The organism is Paraburkholderia sp. BL17N1 (genome assembly GCF_003634175.1).
Taxonomy (GTDB): Bacteria; Pseudomonadota; Gammaproteobacteria; order Burkholderiales; family Burkholderiaceae; genus Paraburkholderia.
Window position 1 is genome coordinate 1,118,140 of sequence record NZ_RBIW01000001.1, and the last position, 26,283, is coordinate 1,144,422.

The following is a 26,283-nucleotide window of genomic DNA, read 5'->3' on the forward strand; positions in this document are numbered from 1 at the left end:
GAGACGCCATGGACGACATCACCTACACCAAAGGCATTTACACGGCCACTGCCTCGACAAGAGAAGTAGAAAAAGACACCTGGCAGGGCGTGGTCACCCTCTCGCGCGACGAAGGCGACGCCACCGCCGATCAGGAAACCACGCTCTACGAAGTCGAGGCCACTTCGTCTACGCCGGAGGAAGCGCTCGAGGAAGCCAAAGCGCTTGCTCACCGCATCCTCGGAGAAATCGAACTTTAGGCAGCAACCGGCGCCGCGTCTTTCGCGTTCTCGTTTGTCATCGCTCGGCGCCACCCTGAACCAAACGGCCGGAGGCGGTCATGGCTGAACAGCTCTTCCTCTACGGCGTGTATTCGATCCACGTCCGCCCGCTCGAACTCAACGGTGCCCGCTGGGACGCGGAATACGAAATCCGCCATCGCGAGAAAGCCGTCAAACCGTGGACGACGGTAGGCGGCGACAACGGCTACGGCGACGAGACCGAAGCGGTCGCGGCCGCTCATCAGCAAGCCGTCGACGATATCGAACACGGCGCAGGCATACCGAAGCCGCGAGCCTTTCCGTAAGTTCGCAGCGTGCGCACGCTGCGGTCCGCGTGCGTGACTGTGTGAGTGCTGCGTGCTTGCTTCAATGCGCGGTGCGAGCGCATTGAAGCCAGTCGATACGCCGGGCCGAAACACCGTGCAGGCACGGCGAACTCACGGCAGCGACGCACCGTCGCGCCCCACGCGCCACGCCGAAAATCACCTTTCGCGGACAAGGCGGCGTGCTACGCTTTGGCCGTTTTCATCTCCACGAGTTTGCGATGGCGACCGAACCGTCAGACCGTCCTTCCGGCTTCGGCGACGCTGAAGTTCGTGCATCGACGCGCCGCCCAACAGGCAGCCGCGAATTCCGCCTGGACGATCGCGTGGTCATCGATCACGGCATGCCGACGCCGCTCTGGCAGGATCTCTACCACCGCGCGCTCGTGGTTCGCTGGCCGGTTTTTTTCGTATCGCTCGGGGTCTTGTTCCTGCTGCTCAACACCACGTTCGCCGCGCTCTACATGCTGGGCAACGCGCCCATCGCCAATCAGTTTCCCGCCGGTTTTGGCGGCGCGTTTTTCTTCAGCGTCGAGACGCTCGCCACGGTCGGATATGGCGACATGCATCCGCAAACCGTCTACGCGCACTGGATCGCCACGCTGGAAATTTTTGTCGGCATGTCCGGCATCGCGTTGGCAACGGGGCTCATCTTCGCGCGCTTCTCGCGCCCGCACGCCAAGATCATCTTTGCCCGCTACGCGGTGATCCGACCGCTCGACGGGCGCACGACGCTCATGGTGCGCTCGGCCAACGCGCGTCAGAACGTGATCGCCGAGGCACGCGCGCGGCTGCGGATTCTGCGCACGGAAACCACGGTCGAAGGTTATACGTTGCGCAAGCTCTATGACCTGACGCTGGTTCGCGATCAACACCCGGTATTCAAACTGGGCTGGACGGTGATGCACATTGTCGATGAAAGCAGTCCGCTATTCGGCGAAACCGCGGAAACGCTCAATAAACGCGGCACGTTGCTGCTGCTCACACTCGAAGGCATCGACGAGTCGACCTCGCAAACCATGCAGGCGCGCCACACGTGGTCGTGCGACGAGATCTACTGGCAGCACCGTTTCGTCGACATCATGACCGAGAAAGACGGCGTGAGCCATATCGACTATGCGCATTTCAATGAGATCGTGCCGCTCGACGACGCGCCCGTCGCGAGCGCTGCAACGCTGCGGACGTTGCTGTAATCAGGTTCGGACCGCACCAGGGCTTACCCGACTCCGCCCGTTGCGCGGCAAATCCATCTCAAAACTTCATTAAAACGCGCGGGTCTTCGCGCCCATTTGCGACTGTCCGGGCAAAGTAGAAAAAATTCTCTCTCATTGGCGCTAAAAAATAGAGTCTCTTTCGCTGCGTCACCTTCGTGGTCCCCACCACCGCGCGCGGATGCAAACCGCAACTAAGTTGCATGGGATCGGAGTAAGCGCCAAAGCGCCAACTCCGACCGACAACGGAGACTCACCCATGACCGCTCGCCTGCCCATCGACGGCACGCCCGCACTGGCCGATTACAAGCTTTCCGACAACCTCACCGCCACGCGCGGCCGGATCTTCCTGACCGGCACGCAGGCGCTGGTGCGGCTCGTGCTCATGCAGCGCGCCGCCGACAAGGCGCGCGGCATGAATACCGCGGGCTTCATCAGCGGCTATCGCGGCTCGCCGCTCGGCATGGTCGACCAGCAGTTGTGGAAAGCGAAAAAACTGCTCGCGGCGAGTGATATCCGCTTTTTGCCCGCCATCAACGAAGAACTGGGCGGCACCGCTGTGCTTGGCACGCAGCGGGTGGAGTCGGACCCGGAGCGCACCGTCGAAGGCGTGTTCGCGATGTGGTACGGCAAGGGCCCGGGCGTGGATCGCGCCGGCGACGCGCTCAAGCACGGCAACGCCTACGGCTCGTCGCCGCACGGCGGCGTACTGGTGGTGGCCGGCGACGACCACGGCTGCGTGTCCTCATCGATGCCGCATCAAAGCGACTTCGCGATGATGGCCTGGCATATGCCGGTGGTGAATCCGTCGAACATCGCCGACATGCTCGAGTTCGGCTTGTACGGCTGGGAGTTGTCGCGCTTTTCGGGCGCGTGGGTCGGCTACAAGGCCATTTCCGAAACGGTCGAGTCCGGCTCGACGGTCGATCTCGACGCGCTGCGCACCGACTGGGCCATGCCACAGGATTTCGCGGCGCCCGCCGGCGGCCTGCACAATCGCTGGCCCGATCTGCCGAGCCTGACGATCGAATCGCGGATGCATGCGAAGCTCGACGCGGTGCGCCACTTCGCGCGTGTGAACAGCATCGACAAATGGATCGCGCCGAGTCCGCATGCGAACGTCGGGATCGTGACGTGCGGCAAGGCACATCTGGACCTGATGGAAACGCTGCGCCGCCTCGATCTGACGGTCGCCGACCTTGAAGCGGCCGGCGTGCGGATCTACAAGGTCGGCCTGTCGTTTCCGCTGGAGATGACGCGGATCGACGCGTTCGTCTCCGGCCTGTCCGAAGTGCTGGTGATCGAGGAGAAAGGCCCGGTCATCGAACAGCAGATCAAGGACTATCTGTACAACCGCACGCAAGGCGCGCGGCCGATCGTGGTTGGCAAGAACGCCGAAGACGGCACGCTGCTGCTGTCGTCGCTCGGTGAATTGCGGCCGTCGCGCATTCTGCCGGTGTTCGCCAACTGGCTCGCGAAGCACAAGCCCGCGCTCGATCGCCGCGAACGCGTGGTCGATCTGGTCGCGCCGCAAATTCTCTCGAACGCCGCGGACAGCGTGAAGCGCACGCCGTACTTCTGCTCGGGCTGTCCGCACAATACGTCGACCAAAGTGCCGGAAGGATCGATCGCGCATGCGGGCATCGGCTGTCACTTCATGGCGTCGTGGATGGAGCGCGACACGACCGGTCTCATCCAGATGGGTGGCGAAGGCGTGGACTGGGCCTCGCATTCGATGTTTACGAAAACGCGTCACGTGTTCCAGAATCTCGGCGACGGCACCTACTTCCACTCGGGTATTCTGGCGATCCGCCAGGCCGTGGCCGCGAAAGCCACGATCACGTACAAGATTCTCTATAACGACGCCGTCGCGATGACGGGTGGCCAACCCGTGGACGGCAGCATCTCGGTGCCGCAGATCGCGCGTCAGGTGGAAGCCGAAGGCGTGTCGCGCTTCGTCGTGGTCAGCGACGAGCCGGAGAAATACGACGGCCATCACGAACAATTCCCGAGGGGCACCACGTTTCACCATCGCAGCGAGATGGATACCGTGCAGCGCCAATTGCGCGACACCGACGGCGTGACCGTGCTGATCTACGACCAGACCTGTGCGGCTGAAAAACGCCGGCGCCGGAAAAAAGGCGAATTCCCCGATCCGGACAAGCGTCTCTTCATCAATGAGGAAGTCTGCGAAGGCTGCGGCGATTGCGGCGTGCAATCGAATTGCCTGTCAGTGGAACCGGTTGAAACGGCATTGGGCCGCAAGCGCCGCATCGATCAATCGTCGTGCAACAAAGACTATTCGTGCGTGAACGGCTTCTGCCCGAGCTTCGTCACGGTGGAAGGCGGCAAGCTGAAAAAAGCCGCGGGCGCCGCGTTCGATCCGCAAGCACTGGCCGCTCGCGTCGAAGCACTACCCATCCCCGCAACGCACCTCGACGCCGCCCCGTACGACATTCTGGTGACGGGCGTCGGCGGCACGGGCGTCGTGACGGTCGGCGCATTGATCAGCATGGCGGCGCATCTGGAAGGCAAGAGCGCATCGGTGCTCGACTTCATGGGCTTCGCGCAAAAGGGCGGCTCGGTGCTGTCGTTCGTGCGCTTCGCCGCGCGCGACGAATGGCTCAACCAGGTGCGTATCGACACCCAACAGGCCGATGTGCTGCTCGCCTGCGATATGGTGGTCGGTGCCAGCGCCGATGCGCTGCAAACGGTGCGTCATGGCCGCACGCGCATCGTCGTGAACACGCATGCAATTCCGAACGCCACGTTCGTGACCAATCCGGACGCGACGCTGCACGCCGACGCGTTGCTCGACAAGATGCGTCACGCGGCCGGCCCGGAGCGCATGTCGACATGCGATGCGCAAGCGCTCGCCACGCGTTTTCTCGGCGACACGATCGGCGCGAACATTCTGATGCTCGGTTATGCCTGGCAACTCGGTCTGGTGCCCGTGTCGTTCGGCGCGATGATGCGCGCGATCGAATTGAACAACGTCGCGGTGCAGATGAACCAGCTGGCGTTTTCGATCGGCCGCCTCGCCGCCGAAGATCCCGCCGCGCTCGAAGCGCTGTGGCAAGCGCGGCATCTCGCCAGGCAGAGCGTGCGCGTGGATACGCTCGACGAACTGATCGCGCATCGCGAAGGACGTCTGCAGACATACGGCGGCGCGAGCTACGTGAAGCGTTATCGCGCGCTAGTAGACGCGGCGCGTCGCGCAGAAACCTCGGTGGATGCGAAGAGCGAGCGCGTGACGCGTGCGGTGGCGACCACGTTCTATCGTCTGCTCGCGGTGAAGGACGAATACGAAGTAGCGCGTCTGCATACGGACGCGGCATTCCGTGAAGCACTGGAAGCCCAATTCGAAGGCGTGGCCGGCAAGGACTTCGGCATCAAGTTCAATCTCGCGCCGCCGACGCTCACGCGTCCTGAACCGGGCAAGAATCCTTCTAAAAAAACCTTTGGTCAATGGATGTGGCCGGTGCTCGGCACGCTGGCGAAATTCAGCAGCCTGCGCGGCACGATGCTCGATCCGTTCGGCCGCACGCTGGAACGCAAGATGGAACGCGAACTTGCGGGCGATTATGAAACCACGTTGCAGCGCGCGCTCGCCAAGCTCGGTGCCGGCAATCTGGAAGACGTGGCGAAGCTCGCCGACCTGCACGCTCGTGTGCGCGGTTATGGTCACGTGAAGCTTGCGAATCTGGCGGGTGTGAAGCGGGGTGAGCGCGATCTGGCCGTACGTTTGCAGATCGAGGCGGCGACGGGTGAGTCGGTGCGAAAATCGCTGGAAGATGTCAAGGGCGCGGGGCAGTTGCGCGGGATTCCGGTGGTCGTGGCGAAATAGTTTTTTGGGCCTCGTAGAGGCAAGTAAATTAATGCCGCTTGGAGAGCGATCTCGAAGCGGCATTTTTCTTTGCTTCGCTGGTTTAGCTATTGATTCATGCGCTCGCCAATAGTGCGCGCACCTTTGCAATCTTGTCTGGATCGACCGGCGCGAGACCGTCGCCGTTCACGCGCACACCCGAGCCAAAATGCACAGCTTCAACTTGTGTTCTGCTAACGAAACCGGCAATCGCATCGACCGTCAAGCCGGCTCCGGCCAAGACGGTGCAATGCGAACCGGCCGCTTGCCGCACCAATTCTCGAATCGTGTTTTCTGCGTGCAGCACCGAAGGTTGTCCTCCCGAAGTCAACACGTTCGTCACGGCGTCGAAACCAAGCAGCACATCGAATGAACGGCGCAAATCTTGCGCTTCGTCGAATGCACGATGGAAGGTGATAGCCAGTCCATCCGCCGCATCGATCGCACGGGCGAGGCCTTCGCGGTCGATCTCGCCGGCGGCGTTCAGCATGCCGATCACGACGCCATTCGCGCCTGCCGCTTTCACCGCGCGCACGTCGCGCAGCATCACCGCGTAGTCATCGGCGTCGTAGACGAACGAGCGGCTGTGCGGTCGCACGATCACATTCACAGGTATCTCGACTGCGGCGACTACCGCTTCGATCAGCCCAACGCTCGGCGTTAAGCCGCCCTCGCCGATCGCGGTGACAAGTTCGAGACGGTCAGCGCCGGCTTGCGCGGCAAGGCGCGCATCGGCAACGGTCGTGGCAATGACTTCGAGGAGGACGGACATAAGCGCGGCTGAGTGTCGTTAAATATCGTTGAAAACGACATGATCTCAGAACCGCTCCTCGTCCACCCAATCGATATCGCCGCACAACACACAAGTCTGCTCGCCGACGCTCGTCGCCACCGAAAGCGTTACGCACGGCAACGCCTCGTTGATCGACAGATATGGCCGCGTCACATGCACGCGCTCCGGCGCATTGATCGCGTCGCGGAAATACGGACGACGCAACCAGTTCGCGCCTTGTGCGTCGGCAAGCGGCAGAAAGCGCGTTTCATGCGCGGCGCGATCAGCCCGCAGCACGACGTTGCGGCCCGCCTGCTTGCCCTTCGCATCGAGCAGAAAGCAGCGCGCGGCGTGATCGAGCGCCAGAAAATTCCAGCACACTTCCTCGAGCGGTTCGCCGGCCGCGAGCCGCTCCGCGGCCCGCTCGAAAGCCCGCAAGTACGGCGCGAGCCGGCTGGCATTGCGGCGCTCGCGCGCGTCGGCCTGATCGCGATAACGCTCGGTGAGTTCGCTGATGCAGGTGGTCGCGTGCAGCGCATCGGCCGCGCCCGGGTTCGGACGGCCGAAGAAAAAGCCCTGCACGAAGTCCGCGTTGCAGGCGAGGGCCATCTGCGCTTCATGCTCCGTTTCCACGCCTTCGACGAGTACCAGCTTGCCCGCTTCGTGCAGCAGCGCCACGAGGCCGGGCAGGATCGTCGCCATGTCGGCGCGATGCGCGGCATGCGACAGCATGATGCGGTCGAGCTTGACGATGTCGGGATTCAACTGCCAGATCCGTTCGACGTTCGAGTGTCCCGCGCCGAAATCGTCGAGTGCGATCAGGAAGCCGCGCTCGCGGAACTGGCGCACGGCGTCGGCGAGACGCTCCAGGTCTTCGGCGCGATGCTCGAGTACTTCGAGCACGATGCGTCGCGGCGGCAGATCGACGCGCTTCAATGTTGCCAGCAAGGCAGCGGCGAGATAGGGATCGGTGAGCGCGCCCGGATGCACGTTCAGGAACAACCACTCGCGCTCCGCGCCGAGTACCTTGAAATTCTCCAGATGCAGCGTCTGAGCCAGCTTGTCGACCTGCAGCACATCGCCGAGGCGCGCGGCCTCGCCGAATACGTCGAGCGGCGACACGGGGCGGTCGAGCGCGTCGTGCGCACGCAGCAGCCCTTCGTAACCGACCGCCCGCATATGCGAGAGGCTGAAAATCGGCTGAAACACGCTACTCAGCGTGAGTTCGCCATGCTGCACCGTAAAACGTTCGAGCCCCGACGTCATCTCGACACCGAAACCGTGTGGCGCGCTGGCCGTCCTTTCCTGTTGCGCAATGGTCATGCAAGTCCTCTCACGCGAGAGCCGGGCCGGTCGGAACGCGGAAGCGAACAACCTCGGCGCCGTTTCTCAAATGTGCGTCATCGATATCCCTTAAGCAAGCTCCATGCGCACGCTGACGCACGTTCCGATGAAAATTATCTGAAAGATTGACCCGTGTAAGGGAGCATGCGCCGCGCGTGGGCGTGGCGCGCACCGTTAAGGTGCGCGGCGACATGAAAACATGTCGGCAACTCGCTGGCGGCGCGGCATGTCGCCCTGACCGAGGTGGAACGCGTCGTCGGGCTAAACTGCGACCTTACGCTCAGTCAGCTTCGCGTCGCCCGAATCGCCGAAACTCGCCGAACATCGCCGAAGTCACATCGTTATATCCCCAGAAATAGACCGATGGACATTGTCTTTACCGTATTGATTCTTTTGCTCGCCGTCGCCGCGTCGGGCGCCCTTACCCGCGTCCTGCCGATCGCGTTGCCGCTGCCGCTCGTGCAAATCGCGATCGGCGCATTGCTCGCGTGGCCGAGGCTTGGCCTGCACGTCACCTTCGATCCGGAAATTTTCATGATGTTGTTCATTCCGCCGCTGCTGTTCGCGGACGGCTGGCGCATTCCGAAGCGCGAGTTCTTCATGGCCCGGCGCTCGATCCTGATGCTCGCGCTCGGCCTCGTCTTTATGACGGTGCTGGTGGTCGGCTACTTCGTGCACGCGCTGGTGCCGTCGATCCCGCTGCCGGTCGCATTCGCGCTGGCCGCCGTGTTGTCGCCGACCGATGCGGTCGCGTTATCCAGCATCGTCGGCAAGGGCAAGATTCCCGGGCGGCTGATGCATATTCTCGAAGGCGAGGCGTTGATGAACGACGCGTCGGGACTGGTCGCGTTGAAGTTCGCGATTGCCGCGGCGCTGACCGGCGTGTTTTCGTTGCGCGACGCGTCGATCAGTTTCGTGATCATCGCCGTGGGCGGCCTCGCGACCGGCGCGGCGGTGAGCTGGCTGTTCGGCTTCGTGTCGGCTCACTTTCTGAATCTCACCGAAGAAGGCGATCCGGCGCCCGGCGTCGTGATGACCCTGCTGATTCCGTTCGCCGCCTATCTGGTCGCCGAGCGTTTCGAGTTGTCCGGCATTCTGGCCGCGGTCGCCGCCGGCATGATGATGAACTACACGACCATTGTGACTGCGGGGCCGGCGTCATCGCGAGTGCGCGCGAGCAGCACGTGGACGATGATCGAGTTCGTGTTCAACGGCATGGTGTTCATTCTGCTGGGGCTGCAGTTTCCGCACATTCTGGGCCGGGCATTGCTCGACGCCCACGAGACCAGTGACGCGCAGGTCTGGCGGCTGATCGGCTACATCGCCGCGGTAGCGGGAGCGCTCTACGCGATGCGCTTTGTGTGGGTGTGGCTGCTGCGCTATTTCGCGAGCCGCAGCGCCGCAAAACAAGGCATGGCGAATGCCGTGCCGGGCCTACGCACTGCTGCGGTGACGACCGTAGCCGGCGTGCGCGGAGCCGTGACGCTCGCGGGCGTGTTGTCGTTGCCGGAGGTGTTGCCGGGTGGCGCCCCGTTGCCGGGCCGCGATCTCGCGATCTTCATCGCATCCGGCGTGATTCTGGTCTCGCTGATCGTGGCGGTGGTGGCGTTGCCGCTGCTGCTGAGCGGCTGGCGCCGCGGCAAGGATCCGCACGCCGCCGAGGAGGCGCTCGCCCGGACCATGGCCGCGCAAGCCGCGATTCGCGCCGTCGACGAGGTGCACGACAGGGAGTGCGGGAATCTCGATGAGTCGGCGTCGGCGTATGCGGCAGACGTCACGGCGCGAGTGATGGACCTCTATCGGCGCCGCCTCGCCACGCTCGATGAAGAACGCGAACCGCGCGAGCTGGCGCGCCGTGCCGACGCGCTGGAGTTCAGGATGAAGCTCGCTGCCATGAGAGCCGAACGTAAGGCGTTGCTGGAACTGCACAGCAGCCAGGAGATCAACGACGAGACGTTGAACAAGCTGATGCGGGAGGTGGACTTGTCGGAGACGGCACTGACGGCGCGAAGAAAGTAACGTGCGCTTGCGCTACTTGGGTGCGATTCCGGCGGCGGCAACGGCTTTTTCTTCGATCAAGACAACGTGCGAAAGAAAAAGCCGCGCCGCGACGAACCTGTAGAAACGAGTGCTTCAGCGTGCGCGAAAACTCACGCCACCGGACCTTGAGCCGGCTTCCTCCTCAGAAGAGCATAGAGAATGATCGCGCCGAACGTCGCGGTGCCGATGCCACCGAGACCGAAGCCGCCGAGCTTCAACGAGAAGTCGCCGGCGCCGAGCACGAGCGTGACCGCGGCCACGATCAGATTGCGGTTGTCGGAGAAGTCCACCTTGTTGACGACCCAGATGCGCGCGCCGGTCACGGCGATCAGCCCGAACACGACAATCGACACGCCGCCCAGCACCGGTCCCGGAATGGTCTGGATCACCGCGCCGAACTTCGGCGAAAAACCCAGCACCAGCGCGATCAACGCGGCAATCACAAAGACCAGCGTCGAATAGATCTTGGTGACAGCCATCACGCCGATGTTCTCGGCATACGTCGTGACGCCCGTGCCGCCGGCAAAGCCGGAGACGATCGTCGCGAGTCCGTCGCCGAGAAATGCCCGGCCGACGTAGCGGTCCAGATTCTGGCCCGTCATCGCGCTCACTGCCTTGATATGCCCGAGGTTCTCCGCCACCAGGATCACCGCGATTGGCGCGAGCAAGGTCATCGCCTGCACGTTGAACACCGGCGCCGTGAAGTGCGGCATGCCGAACCAGGCTGCGTTCGCGACGACGGCGAAATCGATCGGCTTACCCATGCCAAGACCGTTCGTCACGATCGCGTAAATGACGTACGCCATCAGCAGGCCGACCAGAATCAGCAGACGCTGCAACATGCCGCGCGCGAACACCGCGACCGCGCCGACGCACAGCACGGTGACGAGCGCCATCCACGAATCGAAGTTGCTGGCGCTTACGCCGCGCACCGCGATCGGCGCCAGATTCAAACCGATCACGCAGACGATCGCGCCCGTCACCACCGGCGGCATCAGCGTCTCGATCCATTTGGTGCCGACCGCCGAAACGATCAGGCCAATCAGCGCGTACACCACGCCGCACGCGATGATGCCGCCCAGTGCGACCGGAATGTTCAGGTTCGGGCCATGCCCACCATAACCCGTGACCGCGATCACGAGACCGATGAACGCGAAGCTCGACCCGAGATAGCTCGGCACGCGGCCGCCCACCAGCACGAAGAACAACAGCGTGCCGATGCCCGACATGAAGATGCACAGGTTCGGATCGAAGCCCATCAGCAACGGCGCGAGCACCGTCGAGCCGAACATCGCGACGACGTGTTGCACGCCCATCGCAAACATCTGCGGCCACGCGAGCCGCTCGTCGGTACCGACGATGCGGCCCTCGGCAGCCGCGGACTGGGGACGCCAGCGGGGGAAGTAGGAATCGGCCATGGCGGGGGTTCTCCTCTGTTCGGCGCTATGTATGGTGGCGCGGCGCCGGAACAAAGCGCCGCCCAGGAATTAGGCGCGAGTGTACGGAGTGCCATTGGGCCTGGCAAGCTCGGGGAAATGCGCGGCGAGGCACGGCGTGAAAGCGGGCGCAATCCGTTGCGCCCTTCATGAACACCCGCGCGAGCACCCGCGCCCTCAGTCGTGCCGCGCTTCCAGCGAAAACACCGTCACGGCCGCCTGCAACTGCCTCGCCTGATCCGCCATCGACGCTGCCGCGGCCGCCGCCTGTTCGACCAATGCCGCGTTCTGCTGGGTCACGTCGTCCATCTGCGCGACCGCGCGGTTGACCTCTTCGATGCCGGTGCTTTGCTCCTGGGAGGCCGACGAAATCGCGCCCATGATGTCGGTCACGCGTTGCACCGCGTGCGTGACTTCGGCCATGGTCTGCCCGGCCCGCTCGGCGAGTTCTGCGCCGCTGCCCACGCGAGCGGTCGAGCTTTCGATCAACTCCTTGATCTCCTTCGCCGACACCGCGCTGCGCTGCGCGAGCGAGCGCACTTCGCCCGCCACGACCGCGAAGCCGCGTCCTTGTTCGCCGGCACGCGCTGCTTCCACCGCCGCGTTCAACGCGAGGATGTTGGTCTGGAACGCGATCCCTTCGATCACCGCGATGATGTCCGTCATGCGCTTCGAACCGGCCGCCAACTCACGCATCGTTTCGACCACGCCGCCGACGAGTTGGCTGCCGCGCGCCGCGACTTCCGACGCGCCGTGCGCCACGCCGCCGGCCTGCTGCGCGTTCTCGGCGTTCATCTTCACCGTCGACGTCAGCTCCTGCATGCTCGACGCGGTTTCCTGGAGCGCCGCGGCCTGTTCTTCGGTGCGTTGCGACAGATCGGTATTGCCCTGCGCGATTTCGCCCGACGCCATCAGGATCGATTCGCTCGACTCGCTGATGCCGGACACGATGCCGGCCAGCCGTTCGCGCATGTTGCGCAACGCGAACAGCAAGCTGTGAGCGTCGCCGGCGCGTGTTTCGACGCGCACGCTCAGGTCACCGTCCGCGATGCGGTTGGCGATCTGCATCGCGTAATCCGGTTCGCCGCCGAGTTGCCCCGCGAGACGACGCGCGATCACCATGGCGAGCAGCATGCCCGCGACGATCGCGCCCAGCACCAGCGCGCTCATGACGATGCGCATGTGCTGATAGCCGGTGGACGCTTCCGCTTGCGCGTCGTTGGCTTGCTGGCGGCGATAGTCGATCAGCGCCGTGATGCGATCGCGCAGCGCCTCGCTCGACGCGATCGCACGACGCACGAGTTCGTTGTTGTCGACGCCCACCGGAATCGGTTCGAGGCCGATCTGCTGATGCACGATACCTTCCCACACCGCCGACTTGCGCAGCACGTCGTCGAACATTTCCTGGCCCTTGCCCGTCTCGATCGTCGCGCGATACTGGTCGTAGGCCGCGTGCATCTCCTTGAGCGAGCCGACAATGCTGTCCTTCAACTTTTGACGGCCGGCGTCGTCGGCGGCATAGCCGAGATTCGCGGCGGCCAGATCGGAATCGATCTTGTGGCGGTTCGCCTCTTCCATCCAGTACAGGCCGTTCATGTGCTTATCGCAGATGGCGTCGGTAATGCCGTGCATCGACGACAGCGTACTCAGCGACATCGCGCCGATCACCACGCAAAAACCAATCACCACGGCAAACGCCAGCAGCAGTTTCCTGAACACAGGCATGCGGTCGAACCACTTCATTTCACCATCCTTCACGAGTCACGGCGGACGCTCCAGCCGCCACGATGTCGCGAACATTTCGCGATCTGTCGGATACGTAGCGACGCTCCCACCTCAATTACGGCGGGCACCACAGAGACTTGATGCGCGAAATGTCAGGAATAACCGGAACAGGATGTTGTAAGCAATGCTTAGCGCACGCGGCCGGGGCACGAGGCGCTACGTGCGCGGCGGGTCAGCGACAAGTTTGGGATTCGTCTGATGTATCGGATAGGGGCAAGCTCTTAGACTTGTTTTGCTGCGCCGCCCCCCATGAGTAGGCGCATGCGATGTTGTTGTAACTCTCCGACTTTCCGCTCACGCTTCCCCGCGTGAGCGGCTTTTTTTTGTCTATGCGATTCGGTGCGCGCGTCGCCTGCAAAGACACTGCGATTCGCGCGCCTTTATGCGTGCGTCGCGAAAGCGTTGTTGGCGAGTCGCAAAGTGTAGTCGCGTACGTCCTGCGGCCATGCCGCGACGATCTCGTCGAAACGCCGACGTTCGTCGGCGTACAGCGCGCGGGTCGCATCTTCATAGCGCGGCAGATTGCCGGCGAGCGCGGTCATGAAGCGATACGCCGCTTCCTGCGCCGCGCGCTGACGGTCCTTGTTCTCGCCGGCCACGCGCGCCGCGTCGACCAGTTTGCGCAACGCGACCGACGCGCCGCCAGACTGTCCATTGAGCCAGTCCCAATGGCGCGGCAACAACGTGATTTCCCTCGCCACCACACCGAGCTTGGGCCGGCCACGACCGCGTGGCGTGTCCTCTGCGGCGTCGTCAATGGCATGAGCGGTTTGGGCGCCGTCATCCTCGCTCGCTAACCGCGCGACGATCTCGTCGGGCGTGCCGCGTAGATCGAATTCGACCGGCCGGCTGGTCACGTCGTCGAAGACCAGAACCGGCGCCTGTTCGCCGCGCGCCAGTACTTCCCTCACGACAAGCGCCACGTCGGGCAAGGCGCCGGAGGCGATGCGGCGATGGCCTTCGAACGCGGTGCAGGTGGTCGGATAGACGGTCATGACAAACTCCAAATGAAGAATTTGTCGAATTATATCCGGGTTAAATTCAAATGCAAGATATTACCCGGGTAAATTTATGCGGCTCGCTCTAGACGGAGTTACGCGCTTCGGTGCGGGGTGTCACCGCGCCGCCGCCGATGGGCGAAGTGTGCGTCACGGTGCGAGAACTCAGCACGCGATTGCGGCCCGCATCTTTGGCTTCGTACAGCGCGTCGTCGGCGGCGTTCAGGAGGGCGCGGCTCGTGGCGAACGCCTCGCCTCGCGCGGTGGCGACGCCGATGCTCACGGTCAGCACATGGTGCGAACTCGCCACGTGGCGAAGCTGAAGCGCCTGAACCGCCGCACGAATCTTCTCGGCGATGAAAGTTGCGCCAGTTTCATCGGTGTCCGGCAGCAGCACGGCGAACTCTTCACCGCCGTAGCGCGCCGCCGTATCGCCCGGACGCCGCACGCTCTGCGTGATACATCGGGCCACGGCCGTGAGCGCGTCGTCGCCCGCGGAATGGCCGTACAGGTCGTTAAAGCCTTTGAAACTGTCGACGTCGATCAGCAGCATCGACAGCGGCCACGCGTTGCGCTGCGCACGGCGCCACTCATCTTCCGCGTGTTCCTCGAAGCTGCGGCGATTGTTCAGGCCGGTCAGCCCGTCGGTGCGCGCCAGCACGCGCAATTCTTCTTCGGCCGCGCGGCGATAGCGCAACTGATGCGAGAACAGAAGCGCCAGCGCGATGATCGTGACATCGAGCGCGGCGATCAGCGAGCCGATGATCCATGCGCGGTGCCGCCATTCCACGTAGATATCGCGCGTGGACAGCGCAACGTCGAGGATCAGCGGATACATGTCGATATGGCGGAACGCGTACCAGCGCTCGACACCGTCAATCGCCGCCGTGCCGAAGAAATCGCCGCTCGGCTGCTGGGTGAAGCGCGAGTAGTTGGCGGTGCCGGTCAGATTGATACCGATGATTTTCGGATCGAACGGACGCCGCATCAGCATCGTGCCGTCGTTCAGCATCAGCGCCATCGAACCTCCGGCGCCGAGATTCATGCCGGCGAACAGCCTGCGGAAATAGGTGAGACGCATGGTGCCGACCACCACGCCGCCAAAACTGCCGTCCGGCCGCGTGATGCGCCGGCTCAGCGCGATGCTGATTTGCTTGCCGCTAACCTTCGGCATGAACGGGTGGCTGATGTACAGACCGACGTTCGGCGAGTCCCGCTGCACCTTGAAGTAATCACGGTCGGCGAGATTGACGAGGCGTGGCGGCGTGGCCTGCGAGTCGAACTTGATGTTGCCGGCTTCGTCGGTCACGAGGATCGAGCCCATGTCTTTGGCGCTCGCCGATCCGTCGAACAACACCATCTGGCGGATGGCCGGATCCAGTTCCAGCACGCCGGGGTGTTTCAGACCGTCGATCACCGCGCGCAGCGAGAGATCGTAAATCTCCAGATTGCGCGACACGTCGCGCTCGACCAGCAGCGACACGTTGAAGACCGAATCCTGGGCGCGCCGCAATGCGTCGTCGCGCATCTGTGCCAGCACCCACACGGCGATCGCAAGAATCGCACTGGCCAGCACGATACTGATCGCAATCACGAAGTTCGGTCGGCGCGTCACCATGGGCTTTTTCGTTCGAACATGCGCTCGCCTAAGCGCGTGAAGAAGAGGGCCGCGTCCTCACTGGCGCGTACCGTGAAGCGGTAGCGTACCAGACGATGCGCCGCGCCAAACCATCGAAAAGACGAGTTTTTTGCCGGGTCGGGCGAGTTCGGCACCGCTCGCGCGTGCTCAGCCAGTATGCAGATCGAGCGCGGGCCGGGATGCTGAGCGGCTCAATGCGCGGATTGTCGGCGGTCTCGAGCACGGCTTTATCGGCGCCGTGGCGGGCGACCTTCAGCATGGCGAGACCAACGGGAACGGCGACCTTCTCAAGCGATTGCTCCATCCTCTCGCTCGACGCAATGCTTTCATCACACGCTCGAATATATTCGGTTGCCGAGAAATTCCACTTTTGTCGGTCATCGCGTGCAAGCCTTGTAGAGATATACCCGATCTGCCTTCAGTACTCGAGTGTGCGAACCGATATCCGGTAAATGGGATACCCATTTTGTGGCTTGCGTCGATGCGCTTTGGCTGCTGCATCGATGGAAGACATCGAAGGGATAGACCGCGCGAGGCCCCGCGATATACGGCGGTCACACAGACGCTCCCATGCCCGGACCTGAGAGTCCATTGCGAACGCATCTACGTTTCGTTATTGGAGAAAAAAATTTTGACACTAAAGCACCTCACCATCAAAGCAAAACTCATTGCCGGGTTCGGCATGCTGTCTCTTATCGTCGTCGCGGTTTCCGGGCTTTCCCTGAAAGCGCTCAGCGACTCAACCGATGGTTTTTCCAGCTTCGTGCGCGGTATCAATGCACGCGCGGACATGGCGGTGCAGGTGCGAACCGCGGTCGACCGCCGGGCAATCGCCGCGCGTAATCTCGTGCTCGTGACCAAGCCGCAGGACCTCGAAATAGAGAAAGCCGATGTGCTGCGCGCGCACGAAGACGTGCAAACCGATCTGAAGAAGCTCAACGATATGATCGCGACCGCTACCGACACGTCGGAGAAAGCGCGCAGTCTCGTCGCCGAGATCAATCGGGTGGAGGCTTTGTATGGACCGGTCGCCACCGACATCGTCAATCTCGCGCTGACCAACAAGCGCGACGATGCGATCGTCAAGATGGACGATCAATGCCGACCGTTGCTCGCCGCGCTGATTCGCGCGACCAACGCGTATGCCGACTATACGCATACGCGTCAGGAACAGATGATCAACGACTACGCGGCGCACTATGAGAACCAGCGCAATCTGCTGATCGCGATCAGCCTGATCGCGGTGGCGCTCGCGATCGGCGCATGCGTGCTGATTACGCGCGCGGTGACCGGGCCGCTGCGCCAGGCGATCGATGTCGCGCGCACCGTGTCGGAAGGCGACCTGCGTACGCGCATCGTGGTCGACGGCAGCGATGAAACCAGCAAGCTGCTCGGTGCGTTGCGCGAGATGAACGAACGGCTGACGGCGATCGTCGGACGCGTGCGCGACAGCAGCACGAGCATCGCCGGCGCCGCGCGCGAGATCGCCGCGGGCAATATGGATCTAAGCCAGCGCACCGAGCAGCAAGCGGCCTCGCTGCAGGAGACGGCGTCGAGCATGGAGGAACTCACCTCGACGGTTAGGCAGAACGCCGACAACGCGCAGCAAGGCAGCATGCTCGCCACGAACGCATCGTCGGTCGCGCAGAAAGGCAGCGAGGTGGTCGGCCAGGTGGTGAACACCATGCACGACATCAGCGATAGCTCAACCAAAATCGCGGACATCACGGGCATCATCGAAGGTATTGCGTTTCAGACGAACATCCTGGCCCTCAACGCGGCCGTCGAGGCTGCGCGCGCTGGCGAACAAGGCCGCGGTTTCGCGGTGGTGGCGAGCGAAGTCAGAAGCCTGGCGCAGCGCTCATCGAGCGCGGCCAAGGAAATCAAGGATCTGATTGCCACCTCGGTGGAGAAGATTCGCGACGGGTCGGCGCTTGCCGGTGAAGCGGGCAAGACGATGGCCGAAGTGACCCAGGCGGTGGCGCGGGTAACGGACATCATGTCGGAAATCGCGGCGGCATCGAGTGAGCAAAGCCGCGGCATCGAGCAGGTCAATCTCGCGATCACGCAGATGGACAATGTCACGCAACAGAATGCCGCTTTGGTGGAAGAAGCGGCTGCGGCTTCGCGGTCGATGGAAGATCAGGGGCAGCAGTTGAATGAGGCTGTGGCGTTCTTTCAGATTTTGAATGGTGGTGGTGCGGGGGGGATTGTCGCCGCGGCGCCCTTGCGGAGGGAGACGGTGCGGGAGGAGCGGGGGGTTGCGCCTGGGCGGGGGTGGTGCGGGTGGCGGGTGTTGCGCCGGGTGCTGCGTTGGGTGGCACGCCGGTTGCCGCGTTGGCGACGGCTGCGACTGCCGTCGGTGCGGATGAGGGGTGGGATAAGTTTTGAATGTTTTTTTTCTGCTTGAGCGCCGTGCTTGTGCGGGTGGGGCTCAGGCGGGACGTGGTTGGGGCGGCAGAGGGGGTTGGTGCGAAAAGCTTGGGGTAGAAATGCGAAAGCCGGCGTGTAGCCGGTTTTCGAGTGACGATAAATCTGGTTGGGGGAGGAGGGCTATCGAACTGGAGCCATAACCGACTGAATGAGCCTGTCCGCATTTTTGTGTGCGAGGCGGTTAGCGGAGTTACCCGCGTGCGTTGGTAAAACGCTCTCCAAACAGAATAGCGAACTGGTTCATGGCGGAGGACCAGTCGAATGCCGCCCGTACAGACTTCGCCAGCACGTTGCGCAATGCCAGCCACAATAGCTTGATGGCGGCCTCGTCGTTGGGGAAGTGGCCGCGGGTCTTGATGATCTTGCGTAGTTGCATGTTCAGGCTCTCAATGGCATTCGTGGTGTAGACGACACGGCGTATGTCGGGCGGAAACACGAAGAACGGTGTGACGTTCTCCCACGCCCGTCGCCACGACTGCACGATGGTCGGATACTTCGCGCCCCATGGCCCTTCGGCAAAGGCCTCCAGGGCCTGCTGCGCGGCCTGTTCGTTCGCGGCGGCATAGACCGGACGCAGCGCTGCGGCGACGCCTTTGCGGTCCTTGTAACTGGCGTATTCCAGGCTGTTGCGGATCAGGTGCACGATGCAGGTCTGCACGGCCGTGCGCGGGTACGCCGTGCCGATCGCCTCGGCCAGCCCCTTCAGGCCGTCGACCACCGCGATCAGGATGTCCTGGCAGCCCCGGGTCTTCAGTTCATTGAACACCTTCAGCCAGAACTTCGCACCTTCGGTCTGCTCGATCCACAGGCCGAGCACGTCGCGCTGGCCGTCGGCCTGAATGCCCAGCGCCAGATACACCGCCTTATTGCTCACCACACCGTCACCACGGATCTTCACGCGCAGCGCGTCGAAGAACACCACCGGGTACATCGGCTCAAGTGGACGGCTTTGCCAGGCAAGCGTTTCGGCCATCACCTCATCGGTGACCGAACTGATGAAGTCGGGCGAGACCTCGGTGCCATAGCTTTCGGCCAGAAACGCCTGGATCTCGCGCACGCTCATGCCGCGTGCGTACATGGCAATGATGCGTTCGTCGAAGCCCGTGAAACGGCGCTCGTGTTTGGGAATCAGGATCGGCTCGAAGCTGCCTTCACGGTCGCGCGGCAGATCGACCCGCACCGGGCCACGCTCGGTGATGACTGTCTTGCCGCTGGCGCCGTTGCGTTCATTGGTCTGCTCCGCAGGCTTGGGCTGGCCGGGCCGGTAGCCCAGATGCATGTTCATTTCGGCGCCCATCGCGCGCTCGATGAGCGCCTTGTTGAACGCCAGCATCAGGTCCTGAACCTCGGCGGGCGTCATCGGACCCTTCACCAGTTCATCCAGCAGCGCTTCAGGCAGTTCAGGCAGCGGCCCGCGGGCCGCTGCCTGAGACGCGACGGTGCGTTTCTTTTTCATCGGCATATCCATGACCTTGATCCCTCATGATATGCCCCGCCCACGAAATTACGGATAGGTCCGACTGAATTCACAAGGATATTTAAGCAACAACTAGAAAACATGCCCCTAAAGTTGCCCCATCGTGATGGAACCTACATTCCGGGTCAATAGGAAAATCAACGTGCCTAAACCGTCGTGTCCGTTGCTCGCCCTTGACGTATTACGTTTTGGCAATCTAGCAAGCTCGCCACACTTTTCGGAGAACGGTCCCACCTTTAGCCACCTCCCCGATACCGCTGTTACCCGGTTACCCATTCGGCGGCGCACAAGCCTGCAACCCGACGAGTCAGCACCCGATTGGGTTTCACCTATGCGGGGCTCCATCCGCGTCCTACCGTTCGTCGCCCAGCTCGCAATCGCGCGCATCCGTGGCTGCCGACTTGCAGAACGACTTCTGCCCATCGGAAAAATAGGGCTTGACCGTTGTTACCACTCTTCTGAAAGCTTCTCGATGAAGTCTTGTCGGGACAGAACCTTCTCGCAGAGCTCCCATCGGTTCTCGGTAGGGTGAATGGAGTCCTGGTAGCGTGCCTGGAAAGCGGTCTGGGTTTGGTTACGCCGCGCCCAGTAGCGGTCGAGTTCCTGCTCGAGACCCTCGATATCCTCAATCCACTCAGCATCAATCGTATCTGGGAGCGAACCGAAGATGTTGTAGCGGTCCTTCATGCGGCGCGACAACACCTGATAAACCTTTTCGTCTTGCGTACCGTGATAGACAAGGTTGAGCATATCCACCAAATCCCTGGACTGTCCGAACCGTTTGATTCGTCCGAGCCTTTGCTCGAGTTTGGATGGATTCCACGGCAAATCGACGTTGATGAGAGTACCCAGCGTCTGCAAATTCAAGCCTTCGCAAGCTGCGTCCGTAGCTACGACAAGGCGAATCTCGCGCTCCTTAACCGCTCGCTTGATTTGCTCACGCTCGACCGTGGCGAATTCTGTACCAGAATACAGACGACTCTTGCCCACGCCGGCGTAGACCGCCACCGGCTCTCCTACTAGCGCCTTGCCCAGTTCTTCCGCCACCCACGCTGCCGTATCATAGTATTGACTAAAAATAATGCAACCCTGCTCAAGCCAAGTCTTTCCATCCACCTTGTGTTCAGTCAAAAAGTAGTGCACAGCCTTCAGCTTCGGGTCAACAGCTTGAGGTCGGGATAGCTCGACGACAATCCGTTTCAAATGCTCCTGCTCTAACTCTGTGAGAACAGACAACTCCTTGGCGATTTCGCCATCCAGCTCATCGTCTTCCAGAACCTCCTTGTCAAGCAACATCTTGGCCGTGGATAGCCCCGAGGCAAAGCTAGAACAGATACGCTGCAACAGCATTGTCCTCATGAAGCCAGCAGCACGGCTTCGCTTGCGAAGTTCGGCCGTAAAGCTCTCCGCCGCTTGATAGGCCCGGTCAAAGAAATGATTGGTTGGCAACCCAAGTCCGACTTCAAACGAAAAACCGGGGCACGCAAAATCCAGTTTTTTCGGGTCTGGATGAACATCAACAAGAATCGGCTTTAGCAGGTTCATCTGCTCCAGGACTCGCCGCTGGCGTAATACTGTGTGGCGAACGATAGGGTTTTGACGTTGGAAGAACCCGAGCCCGTTAATGTTGCGTTCCGTCTCGTCCTGAATGGCGTCCCGGATATCACCCGGCAGTTCGCTGTAGCCTTTGGTCGTGAAGAATTCGTCCTCGGTCAGGGCTAGCGCGTTTCGAACCTCGTCGTACAACCGATGTTCCGCACCGGCCGGCAGCGGGCAGCGAATGAACTCCCAAGCTTGCCGTGGGCCTTCAGGCAGAGACTGCCCCGTCACCACCGGCGCGGCTTGTTCCCAGTCCTTCCAGATGGATTGGCTTTCACGTCCCAGAACGAATTCGGCACCTGCGTTCAAAATTCGCATGAGGTCCCAGAGTTCATAAATTTCGGTCTGGATTGGCGTCGCCGTGCCCAGCAAGACGTTCTTGGCTCGATGCCCGACTTGCAGCATGAAGTTCAGCAGGTTATTTGCGTCGTCTTTGTTTGACCCAAAGCCGCCCTTACGTCGTGCCTTGTGAGCCTCGTCCAGAACGACTGTCCCGAAGCGCGTCCGCAACAGGATATCGCGTTCCTTAGATTGCTGAAAAATCAGGCCAGTTGAAACGATAGCAATGCGATAGGGGCACCTGGCAACATCTTCTTCGCCCCGCGTCCGAATGATGCGTCCCTGTGGGTCCATCCATGTTTTGTTGGACGAATGCCAGACCGCGCTAGGCACACCAAGCTTATCCTGAAGCTCTACCTGCCACTGCAGCGTCAACGTCGTGGGACACAAAATAAGCACAGGGCCGTCGCCGAGCAGTGCAGACACAATGGCGCTAGCGGCAAGAGAGAGAGTTTTGCCGACACCGACCTCGTCGGCAAGCAGCAAGCGAGCTCTCCCGTACCGCTCCCGATGTTCCAGGAAAGTCACGACGAACGACCTCTGCCATGGCTGAAGCTGCTCCCCGGCACGATAGATGGGTGACTCCACCAAAGCTGCGGCAGGCAACAGATAGTCGTCGCATTTTTCTATCGTCACCTCCTCACGGAGCGAGAGTCGCCTTACCTCCTCGATGATAGATTCAGGCAACTCAATGCTTTCAGTCCACAGTGCTTTGAATTCCTTTTCAACCCAATCCACACCGTCGCTGGACGTATCCTCCCAGAGAATTTCGTAATTAGCAGCGAAGGCGCTTCGCGTCTCGTTGACGGAACCAAGAAAGCAAATCTTTTGACCACTCGCCAGCTCCACCACGCCCGCTTTGCCATGCAGGAAGATTCTGTCTTTGGGCACCACCCGAACCTGGACGTTGCCCTTTCTTAGGAGTTCGTACAGCTTGCGGTAGCTATCACGATGTAGCAGGGATTCCGCTTCGGGAGACAATTCGTTCCACTTCTCCCTGAGCTTTGCCTCCTGCACGGCCCGCGACACAAGGATGTCCCGGGCATCCAATTCGCTATTGCAGACGATTTTGACATCGGGAATCTGGGCAATTTCCTCGCCAACCAATTCGAAAATGGATGAGCGAAAATAGCCAGCTATTCGCCTGTAGGACTTGGCCCCCTTCAGCCGTTCTGCAAGAAAGACTTTATCGAGTCGCTGCCCACGGGAGGAAAAGCGGTTAATTTCTGCCATTGAACTTATGCCAGACGTTCGTTGCGTACTAATTCACGAAGGATACGAGCATGACTGGCCTCTCCGTCACGAATATGCCGCAGGCGGGAAGCCATGAAATCCGCGATGGCCACGATTGTCTCCCTTTTCTGGAAGTAATTATCGACATTGTCCCCAAGATGACTCAGCACATCATCAGATTCCGCGCCCTGTTCGAGCTCCATCAACGCATAGAGCACGGCCCGCAGCGATGTGTTTGCTATCTCTGCATCGCCTGCCATCTCCGCCTGCCCGAATTCGGCGCTGCTCTTAAGCCGCGCGGCGTTTGCCCGTTCGCTGGCCATCAAGGCGCGAAAATCGCGGACCTTGAACGCCTTTGCAAAGTTCTGGTAGTTGTCCAAGGTGTGCGTATTCTGTGATTCCTGGTCCAGCATCTTCAGATAGAAGCGCTCGGCGGGTTGCAACCTGCCCCAGTGATTTTCCGAAATTCCAGACGGAATCAGACACTGATTAGCAATTTCAACAGCATAGTCGATAAGGGTGTCCACGCGAGTCTGCTTGCCCTTCTCGCGGGGACGCAGCGCCTCAACCGTCATGTCCGTGCCATCGATTTCTACGTACTTGGTTAAAACTCGCAGTGCTGCCGCGTATCCCGCCATTTGCAGGTCAGCATCTGCAAATAGGTTCTCGTCCCGGTACAAATCCTTGGTTTGCTGGTTCAGGCCGGTGAGTGTGGCAACTTGTGCTTCTACTTCGTCGCGCAATTCGAGCGCAAGGTCATCGCGGAAGGTTGAAAGGTGGCCTTGACGCTTACGCAGCACAAGCAGCACTGTACCTTTCACGTAGCTCCCTTCGCGAAGTGCCGAGTCAGTTTCGGTGACCACGTACCAGGCTGCACTAACGTGCAGACCAGAAGCCCAGACGATATTAGCCATGTCTGCCCAGATTGAACCGGACTGATGGGTGAACATGAGAACCTGTAGACCGTTTGTTGATTTGCACCGAATCCTGACCCAGCCTGCGCAGTAATTTGCATCGAATATTGACCCACGTAGAACACTGACCTGCTCGGCAACGGGCAGGGGAAACGGAGTGATCGACGTGGCTATATTGAGCATCATCCGACGCTGGCACTTTCGCGATCATGTCTCGTTGCGCGAGATTGCCAAACGGCTGGGCGTGTCCAGAAACACGGTCAGGCGTTACATACGGGCCGGCACCGTACTGCCCGCCTATCCCGAACGCCACAGCCCCAGCAAGCTCGACGGGTTTGCTGCGAAGCTTGCTGGGTGGTTGAAGACCGAGGCGACGCGGCCCCGCAAACAGCGTAGAACCCTCAAGCAGATTCACGCGGACCTCTGCGTGCTGGGCTTTACTGGCTCCTATGACCGTGTTGCGGCGTTTGCCCGGCGCTGGCGACAGGAGCAGCACGAGCAGGCAAATACGACCGGGCGCGGGACGTTCGTTCCCCTCCGGTTTGCCGCTGGCGAAGCGTTCCAGTTCGACTGGAGCGAGGACTGGGCCGTCATCAACGGCGAGCGTACCAAGCTGCAGGTCGCGCAACTCAAGCTCAGCCACAGCCGTGCCTTCTTCCTGAGGGCTTATCTACTACAGACCCACGAGATGCTGTTCGACGCGCACCATCATGCGTTCGTAGCGTGGGGCGGCATTCCGCGCCGCGGCATCTACGACAACATGAAGACCGCCGTCGACAGGGTGCGCCCCGGCAAGGTCCGCGAGGTCAACGCGCGGTTCAGCGCGATGGTAAGCCACTACCTGTTTGACGCCGAGTTCTGCAACGTCGCCTCCGGCTGGGAGAAGGGGCAGATCGAGAAGAACGTCCAGGACAGTCGCCACCGGCTCTGGCAGAAGGTGCCGACGTTTGGCTCGCTGGCGGCGTTGAACGACTGGCTGGCCGATCAGTGCGTGCTGCTCTGGCAGCAGACGCGGCACCCCGAGCAGGACACGACGATCTGGGATGCGTGGTCCGCCGAGCGTCCCCATCTGATGCCGGTGGGCCAGCCGTTCGATGGTTTCGTTGAACACACCAAACGCGTCTCGCCGACCTGCCTTGTGAACTTCGAGCGCAACCGCTACAGCGTGCCGGCGTCGTTCGCCAACCGGCCCATCAGTCTGCGCGTCTACGCAGCCAGACTCGTGTTCGTCGCCGAAGGCCAGGTGATTGCCGAGCACGAGCGCTGTATCAACCGCAGCCATGACCACGGCGAAACCATTTACGACTGGCGTCACTACCTGGCAGTCCTGCAGCGCAAACCGGGAGCGCTTCGCAACGGTGCACCCTTCGCCGAGTTTCCAGCTGGCTTCCGCAAGCTGCAGGGCGTGCTGATGAAGCGCCCCGGCGGCGACCGGGAGATGGTCGAGATTCTGGCGCTGGTCCTGCTGCACGATGAACAGATGGTGCTCACTGCAGTCGAGCTGGCCTTTGAGGCCGGCGCACCGAACAAGCAGACGGTGCTGAACATCCTGAGCCGGCTGCTCGACAGCCCGCCTGTGCCGCCGCTGCAGACGCCACAGGCCTTCGCACTGAAGGTTGAGCCACAGGCCAACGTGGGCCGCTACGACCGCCTGAGGAATCGGGAGGACGATCATGCAGCCTGACGTCATGATGCAGATGCTCAAGTCCCTCAAGCTGCACGGTATGGCACAGGCGTTAGGCGAGCTCGCCGCGCAGGACTCGCCGGCCTACAAGTCAGCTTCGCTGGTGCTTGCCGGGTTGCTCAAGGCGGAAATCGCAGAGCGCGAAGTGCGCTCGCTCGCGTACCAGATGAAGGCGGCACGCTTCCCGGCGTATCGCGACATCGGCGGCTTCGATTTCAGCTGCAGCGACGCCAACGAAGCGCTGGTGCGTCAGTTGTACGAGTGTGAGTTCATCGACTCGGCGCACAACATCGTTCTGGTGGGTGGGCCGGGCACTGGAAAGACCCATCTGGCAACCGCGATCGGAGTGCAGGCGCTTGAGCATCATCGCCGCCGCGTGCGCTTCTTCTCCACCATCGAACTGGTCAATGCCCTTGAGCAGGAGAAGCTCGTGGGCAAGCCCGGACAGCTCGCAACACGACTTGTGTATGCCGACCTCGTGGTGCTGGATGAACTCGGCTATCTGCCATTCAGCCAGACCGGCGGTGCGCTGCTGTTCCACCTGCTCAGCAAGCTCTACGAACGAACCAGCATCATCATCACCACCAATCTGAGCTTCGCCGAATGGGCCAGTGTGTTTGGCGACGCAAAGATGACGACGGCGCTGCTCGACCGGCTCACGCACCACTGCCACATTGTAGAAACAGGCAACGATAGCTATCGTTTCAGAAACAGCACGACGCAACCAAAGAAGGAGAGAAAGAAGACCCAGATACCCACCGAATAACCCGCAAGCTGCTCCAACGGGTGGGTCAGAATTCAATGCAAATCGTGGGTCAGGATTCAGTGCAAATCAACAAGCAGGCAATCAATCGACGACCACAGGCTGTCGACAACATAACCGGAGCCTCGTGGCGACTCAGCGCGCGCGTTCGGCACTAACTGCACTTCC

The 26,283-nt window shown here is 61.6% G+C and carries 18 protein-coding genes; 8 read left to right on the forward strand and 10 right to left on the reverse strand.

The features are described 5' to 3' along the window. Positions 1 to 8 precede the first annotated feature (8 nt). The 4 genes from B0G82_RS04855 to B0G82_RS04870 all read left to right on the forward strand — a co-directional run bounded on the left by B0G82_RS04855 (position 9) and on the right by B0G82_RS04870 (position 5,641). Complete coding sequence (locus B0G82_RS04855) at positions 9 to 239, forward strand: hypothetical protein (RefSeq protein ID WP_012431490.1); 231 nt, start codon at positions 9 to 11, stop codon at positions 237 to 239. An 80-nt stretch (positions 240 to 319) separates the two neighbouring features. Further along, positions 320 to 565 (forward strand): hypothetical protein, encoded by a 246-nt coding sequence (locus B0G82_RS04860; RefSeq protein WP_106283867.1) that lies wholly within the window; start codon positions 320 to 322, stop codon positions 563 to 565. A 239-nt stretch (positions 566 to 804) separates the two neighbouring features. Next, complete coding sequence (locus B0G82_RS04865; RefSeq protein ID WP_121306798.1) at positions 805 to 1,776, forward strand: ion channel; 972 nt, start codon at positions 805 to 807, stop codon at positions 1,774 to 1,776. Between the two features lie 277 nt (positions 1,777 to 2,053). Beyond that, positions 2,054 to 5,641, forward strand: a complete 3,588-nt coding sequence (locus tag B0G82_RS04870) for an indolepyruvate ferredoxin oxidoreductase family protein (protein ID WP_121306799.1) — start codon at positions 2,054 to 2,056, stop codon at positions 5,639 to 5,641. 94 nt (positions 5,642 to 5,735) lie between these two features. Here B0G82_RS04870 and B0G82_RS04875 read toward each other — a convergent pair whose 3' ends face one another. Continuing rightward, positions 5,736 to 6,431: a copper homeostasis protein CutC gene (locus tag B0G82_RS04875; protein ID WP_121306800.1), complete on the reverse strand. Its 696-nt coding sequence runs from the start codon at positions 6,429 to 6,431 to the stop codon at positions 5,736 to 5,738. A 45-nt stretch (positions 6,432 to 6,476) separates the two neighbouring features. Next, complete coding sequence (locus tag B0G82_RS04880; RefSeq protein WP_121306801.1) at positions 6,477 to 7,754, reverse strand: EAL domain-containing protein; 1,278 nt, start codon at positions 7,752 to 7,754, stop codon at positions 6,477 to 6,479. 384 nt (positions 7,755 to 8,138) lie between these two features. Here B0G82_RS04880 and B0G82_RS04885 point away from each other — a divergent pair, with 384 nt between their 5' ends. Continuing rightward, a complete protein-coding gene (locus tag B0G82_RS04885; RefSeq protein ID WP_121306802.1) occupies positions 8,139 to 9,794 on the forward strand; it encodes a Na+/H+ antiporter in 1,656 nt (551 codons plus the stop codon). A 131-nt stretch (positions 9,795 to 9,925) separates the two neighbouring features. Here the strand turns inward: B0G82_RS04885 and B0G82_RS04890 are convergent, their stop codons facing one another. From B0G82_RS04890 to B0G82_RS40375, 5 genes are all read right to left on the reverse strand, one after another. Continuing rightward, entirely contained in the window at positions 9,926 to 11,233 is a 1,308-nt protein-coding gene (locus tag B0G82_RS04890) for a solute carrier family 23 protein (protein WP_121306803.1), read from the reverse strand. Between the two features lie 195 nt (positions 11,234 to 11,428). Beyond that, positions 11,429 to 12,994: a methyl-accepting chemotaxis protein gene (locus tag B0G82_RS04895; protein ID WP_121306804.1), complete on the reverse strand. Its 1,566-nt coding sequence runs from the start codon at positions 12,992 to 12,994 to the stop codon at positions 11,429 to 11,431. 422 nt (positions 12,995 to 13,416) lie between these two features. After that, positions 13,417 to 14,031 carry a DUF2239 family protein gene (locus tag B0G82_RS04900; protein ID WP_121306805.1) on the reverse strand — a complete coding sequence of 205 codons (615 nt, stop codon included), beginning with the start codon at positions 14,029 to 14,031 and terminating at the stop codon, positions 13,417 to 13,419. A gap of 88 nt (positions 14,032 to 14,119) precedes the next feature. Then, a complete protein-coding gene (locus B0G82_RS04905) occupies positions 14,120 to 15,652 on the reverse strand; it encodes a sensor domain-containing diguanylate cyclase (RefSeq protein ID WP_121306806.1) in 1,533 nt (510 codons plus the stop codon). A 28-nt stretch (positions 15,653 to 15,680) separates the two neighbouring features. After that, positions 15,681 to 15,977 (reverse strand): hypothetical protein, encoded by a 297-nt coding sequence (locus B0G82_RS40375; RefSeq protein ID WP_241974474.1) that lies wholly within the window; start codon positions 15,975 to 15,977, stop codon positions 15,681 to 15,683. A gap of 327 nt (positions 15,978 to 16,304) precedes the next feature. Between B0G82_RS40375 and B0G82_RS04915 the strand changes: the two genes are divergently transcribed. Next, positions 16,305 to 18,083: a methyl-accepting chemotaxis protein gene (locus B0G82_RS04915; RefSeq protein WP_241974476.1), complete on the forward strand. Its 1,779-nt coding sequence runs from the start codon at positions 16,305 to 16,307 to the stop codon at positions 18,081 to 18,083. Positions 18,084 to 18,296: 213 nt separating this feature from the next. Here the strand turns inward: B0G82_RS04915 and B0G82_RS04920 are convergent, their stop codons facing one another. The 3 genes from B0G82_RS04920 to B0G82_RS04930 form a co-directional block, all read right to left on the reverse strand. Continuing rightward, positions 18,297 to 19,562, reverse strand: a complete 1,266-nt coding sequence (locus B0G82_RS04920; RefSeq protein WP_116148735.1) for an IS256 family transposase — start codon at positions 19,560 to 19,562, stop codon at positions 18,297 to 18,299. Between the two features lie 468 nt (positions 19,563 to 20,030). Then, positions 20,031 to 22,754, reverse strand: coding sequence for a phospholipase D-like domain-containing anti-phage protein (locus B0G82_RS04925; RefSeq protein WP_121306807.1), 2,724 nt, complete (start codon positions 22,752 to 22,754; stop codon positions 20,031 to 20,033). 5 nt (positions 22,755 to 22,759) lie between these two features. After that, on the reverse strand, positions 22,760 to 23,704 hold the full coding sequence (locus B0G82_RS04930) for a hypothetical protein (protein ID WP_121306808.1): 945 nt from the start codon (positions 23,702 to 23,704) through the stop codon (positions 22,760 to 22,762). Between the two features lie 121 nt (positions 23,705 to 23,825). Between B0G82_RS04930 and istA the strand changes: the two genes are divergently transcribed. Both istA and istB read left to right on the forward strand, forming a co-directional pair. Next, positions 23,826 to 25,352, forward strand: coding sequence for an IS21 family transposase (istA, locus tag B0G82_RS04935; RefSeq protein ID WP_121306548.1), 1,527 nt, complete (start codon positions 23,826 to 23,828; stop codon positions 25,350 to 25,352). Beyond that, on the forward strand, positions 25,342 to 26,118 hold the full coding sequence (gene istB, locus B0G82_RS04940; protein ID WP_121306549.1) for an IS21-like element helper ATPase IstB: 777 nt from the start codon (positions 25,342 to 25,344) through the stop codon (positions 26,116 to 26,118). Before istA ends, istB begins: the two co-directional genes overlap by 11 nt. Positions 26,119 to 26,283 lie beyond the last annotated feature (165 nt).

What these genes read in the sequence shown, in the direction of transcription:
- B0G82_RS04885 (WP_121306802.1), top strand. Translation starts at nt 8,139, where the DNA reads ATGGACATTGTCTTTACCGTATTGATTCTTTTGCTCGCCGTCGCCGCG.
- B0G82_RS04930 (WP_121306808.1), bottom strand. Translation starts at nt 23,704, where the DNA reads ATGTTCACCCATCAGTCCGGTTCAATCTGGGCAGACATGGCTAATATC.
- B0G82_RS04860 (WP_106283867.1), top strand. Translation starts at nt 320, where the DNA reads ATGGCTGAACAGCTCTTCCTCTACGGCGTGTATTCGATCCACGTCCGC.
- B0G82_RS40375 (WP_241974474.1), bottom strand. Translation starts at nt 15,977, where the DNA reads ATGGAGCAATCGCTTGAGAAGGTCGCCGTTCCCGTTGGTCTCGCCATG.
- B0G82_RS04855 (WP_012431490.1), top strand. Translation starts at nt 9, where the DNA reads ATGGACGACATCACCTACACCAAAGGCATTTACACGGCCACTGCCTCG.
- B0G82_RS04895 (WP_121306804.1), bottom strand. Translation starts at nt 12,994, where the DNA reads ATGAAGTGGTTCGACCGCATGCCTGTGTTCAGGAAACTGCTGCTGGCG.
- istB (WP_121306549.1), top strand. Translation starts at nt 25,342, where the DNA reads ATGCAGCCTGACGTCATGATGCAGATGCTCAAGTCCCTCAAGCTGCAC.
- B0G82_RS04920 (WP_116148735.1), bottom strand. Translation starts at nt 19,562, where the DNA reads ATGAAAAAGAAACGCACCGTCGCGTCTCAGGCAGCGGCCCGCGGGCCG.
- B0G82_RS04925 (WP_121306807.1), bottom strand. Translation starts at nt 22,754, where the DNA reads ATGGCAGAAATTAACCGCTTTTCCTCCCGTGGGCAGCGACTCGATAAA.
- B0G82_RS04875 (WP_121306800.1), bottom strand. Translation starts at nt 6,431, where the DNA reads ATGTCCGTCCTCCTCGAAGTCATTGCCACGACCGTTGCCGATGCGCGC.
- B0G82_RS04905 (WP_121306806.1), bottom strand. Translation starts at nt 15,652, where the DNA reads ATGGTGACGCGCCGACCGAACTTCGTGATTGCGATCAGTATCGTGCTG.
- B0G82_RS04880 (WP_121306801.1), bottom strand. Translation starts at nt 7,754, where the DNA reads ATGACCATTGCGCAACAGGAAAGGACGGCCAGCGCGCCACACGGTTTC.
- B0G82_RS04890 (WP_121306803.1), bottom strand. Translation starts at nt 11,233, where the DNA reads ATGGCCGATTCCTACTTCCCCCGCTGGCGTCCCCAGTCCGCGGCTGCC.
- B0G82_RS04865 (WP_121306798.1), top strand. Translation starts at nt 805, where the DNA reads ATGGCGACCGAACCGTCAGACCGTCCTTCCGGCTTCGGCGACGCTGAA.
- B0G82_RS04900 (WP_121306805.1), bottom strand. Translation starts at nt 14,031, where the DNA reads ATGACCGTCTATCCGACCACCTGCACCGCGTTCGAAGGCCATCGCCGC.
- B0G82_RS04870 (WP_121306799.1), top strand. Translation starts at nt 2,054, where the DNA reads ATGACCGCTCGCCTGCCCATCGACGGCACGCCCGCACTGGCCGATTAC.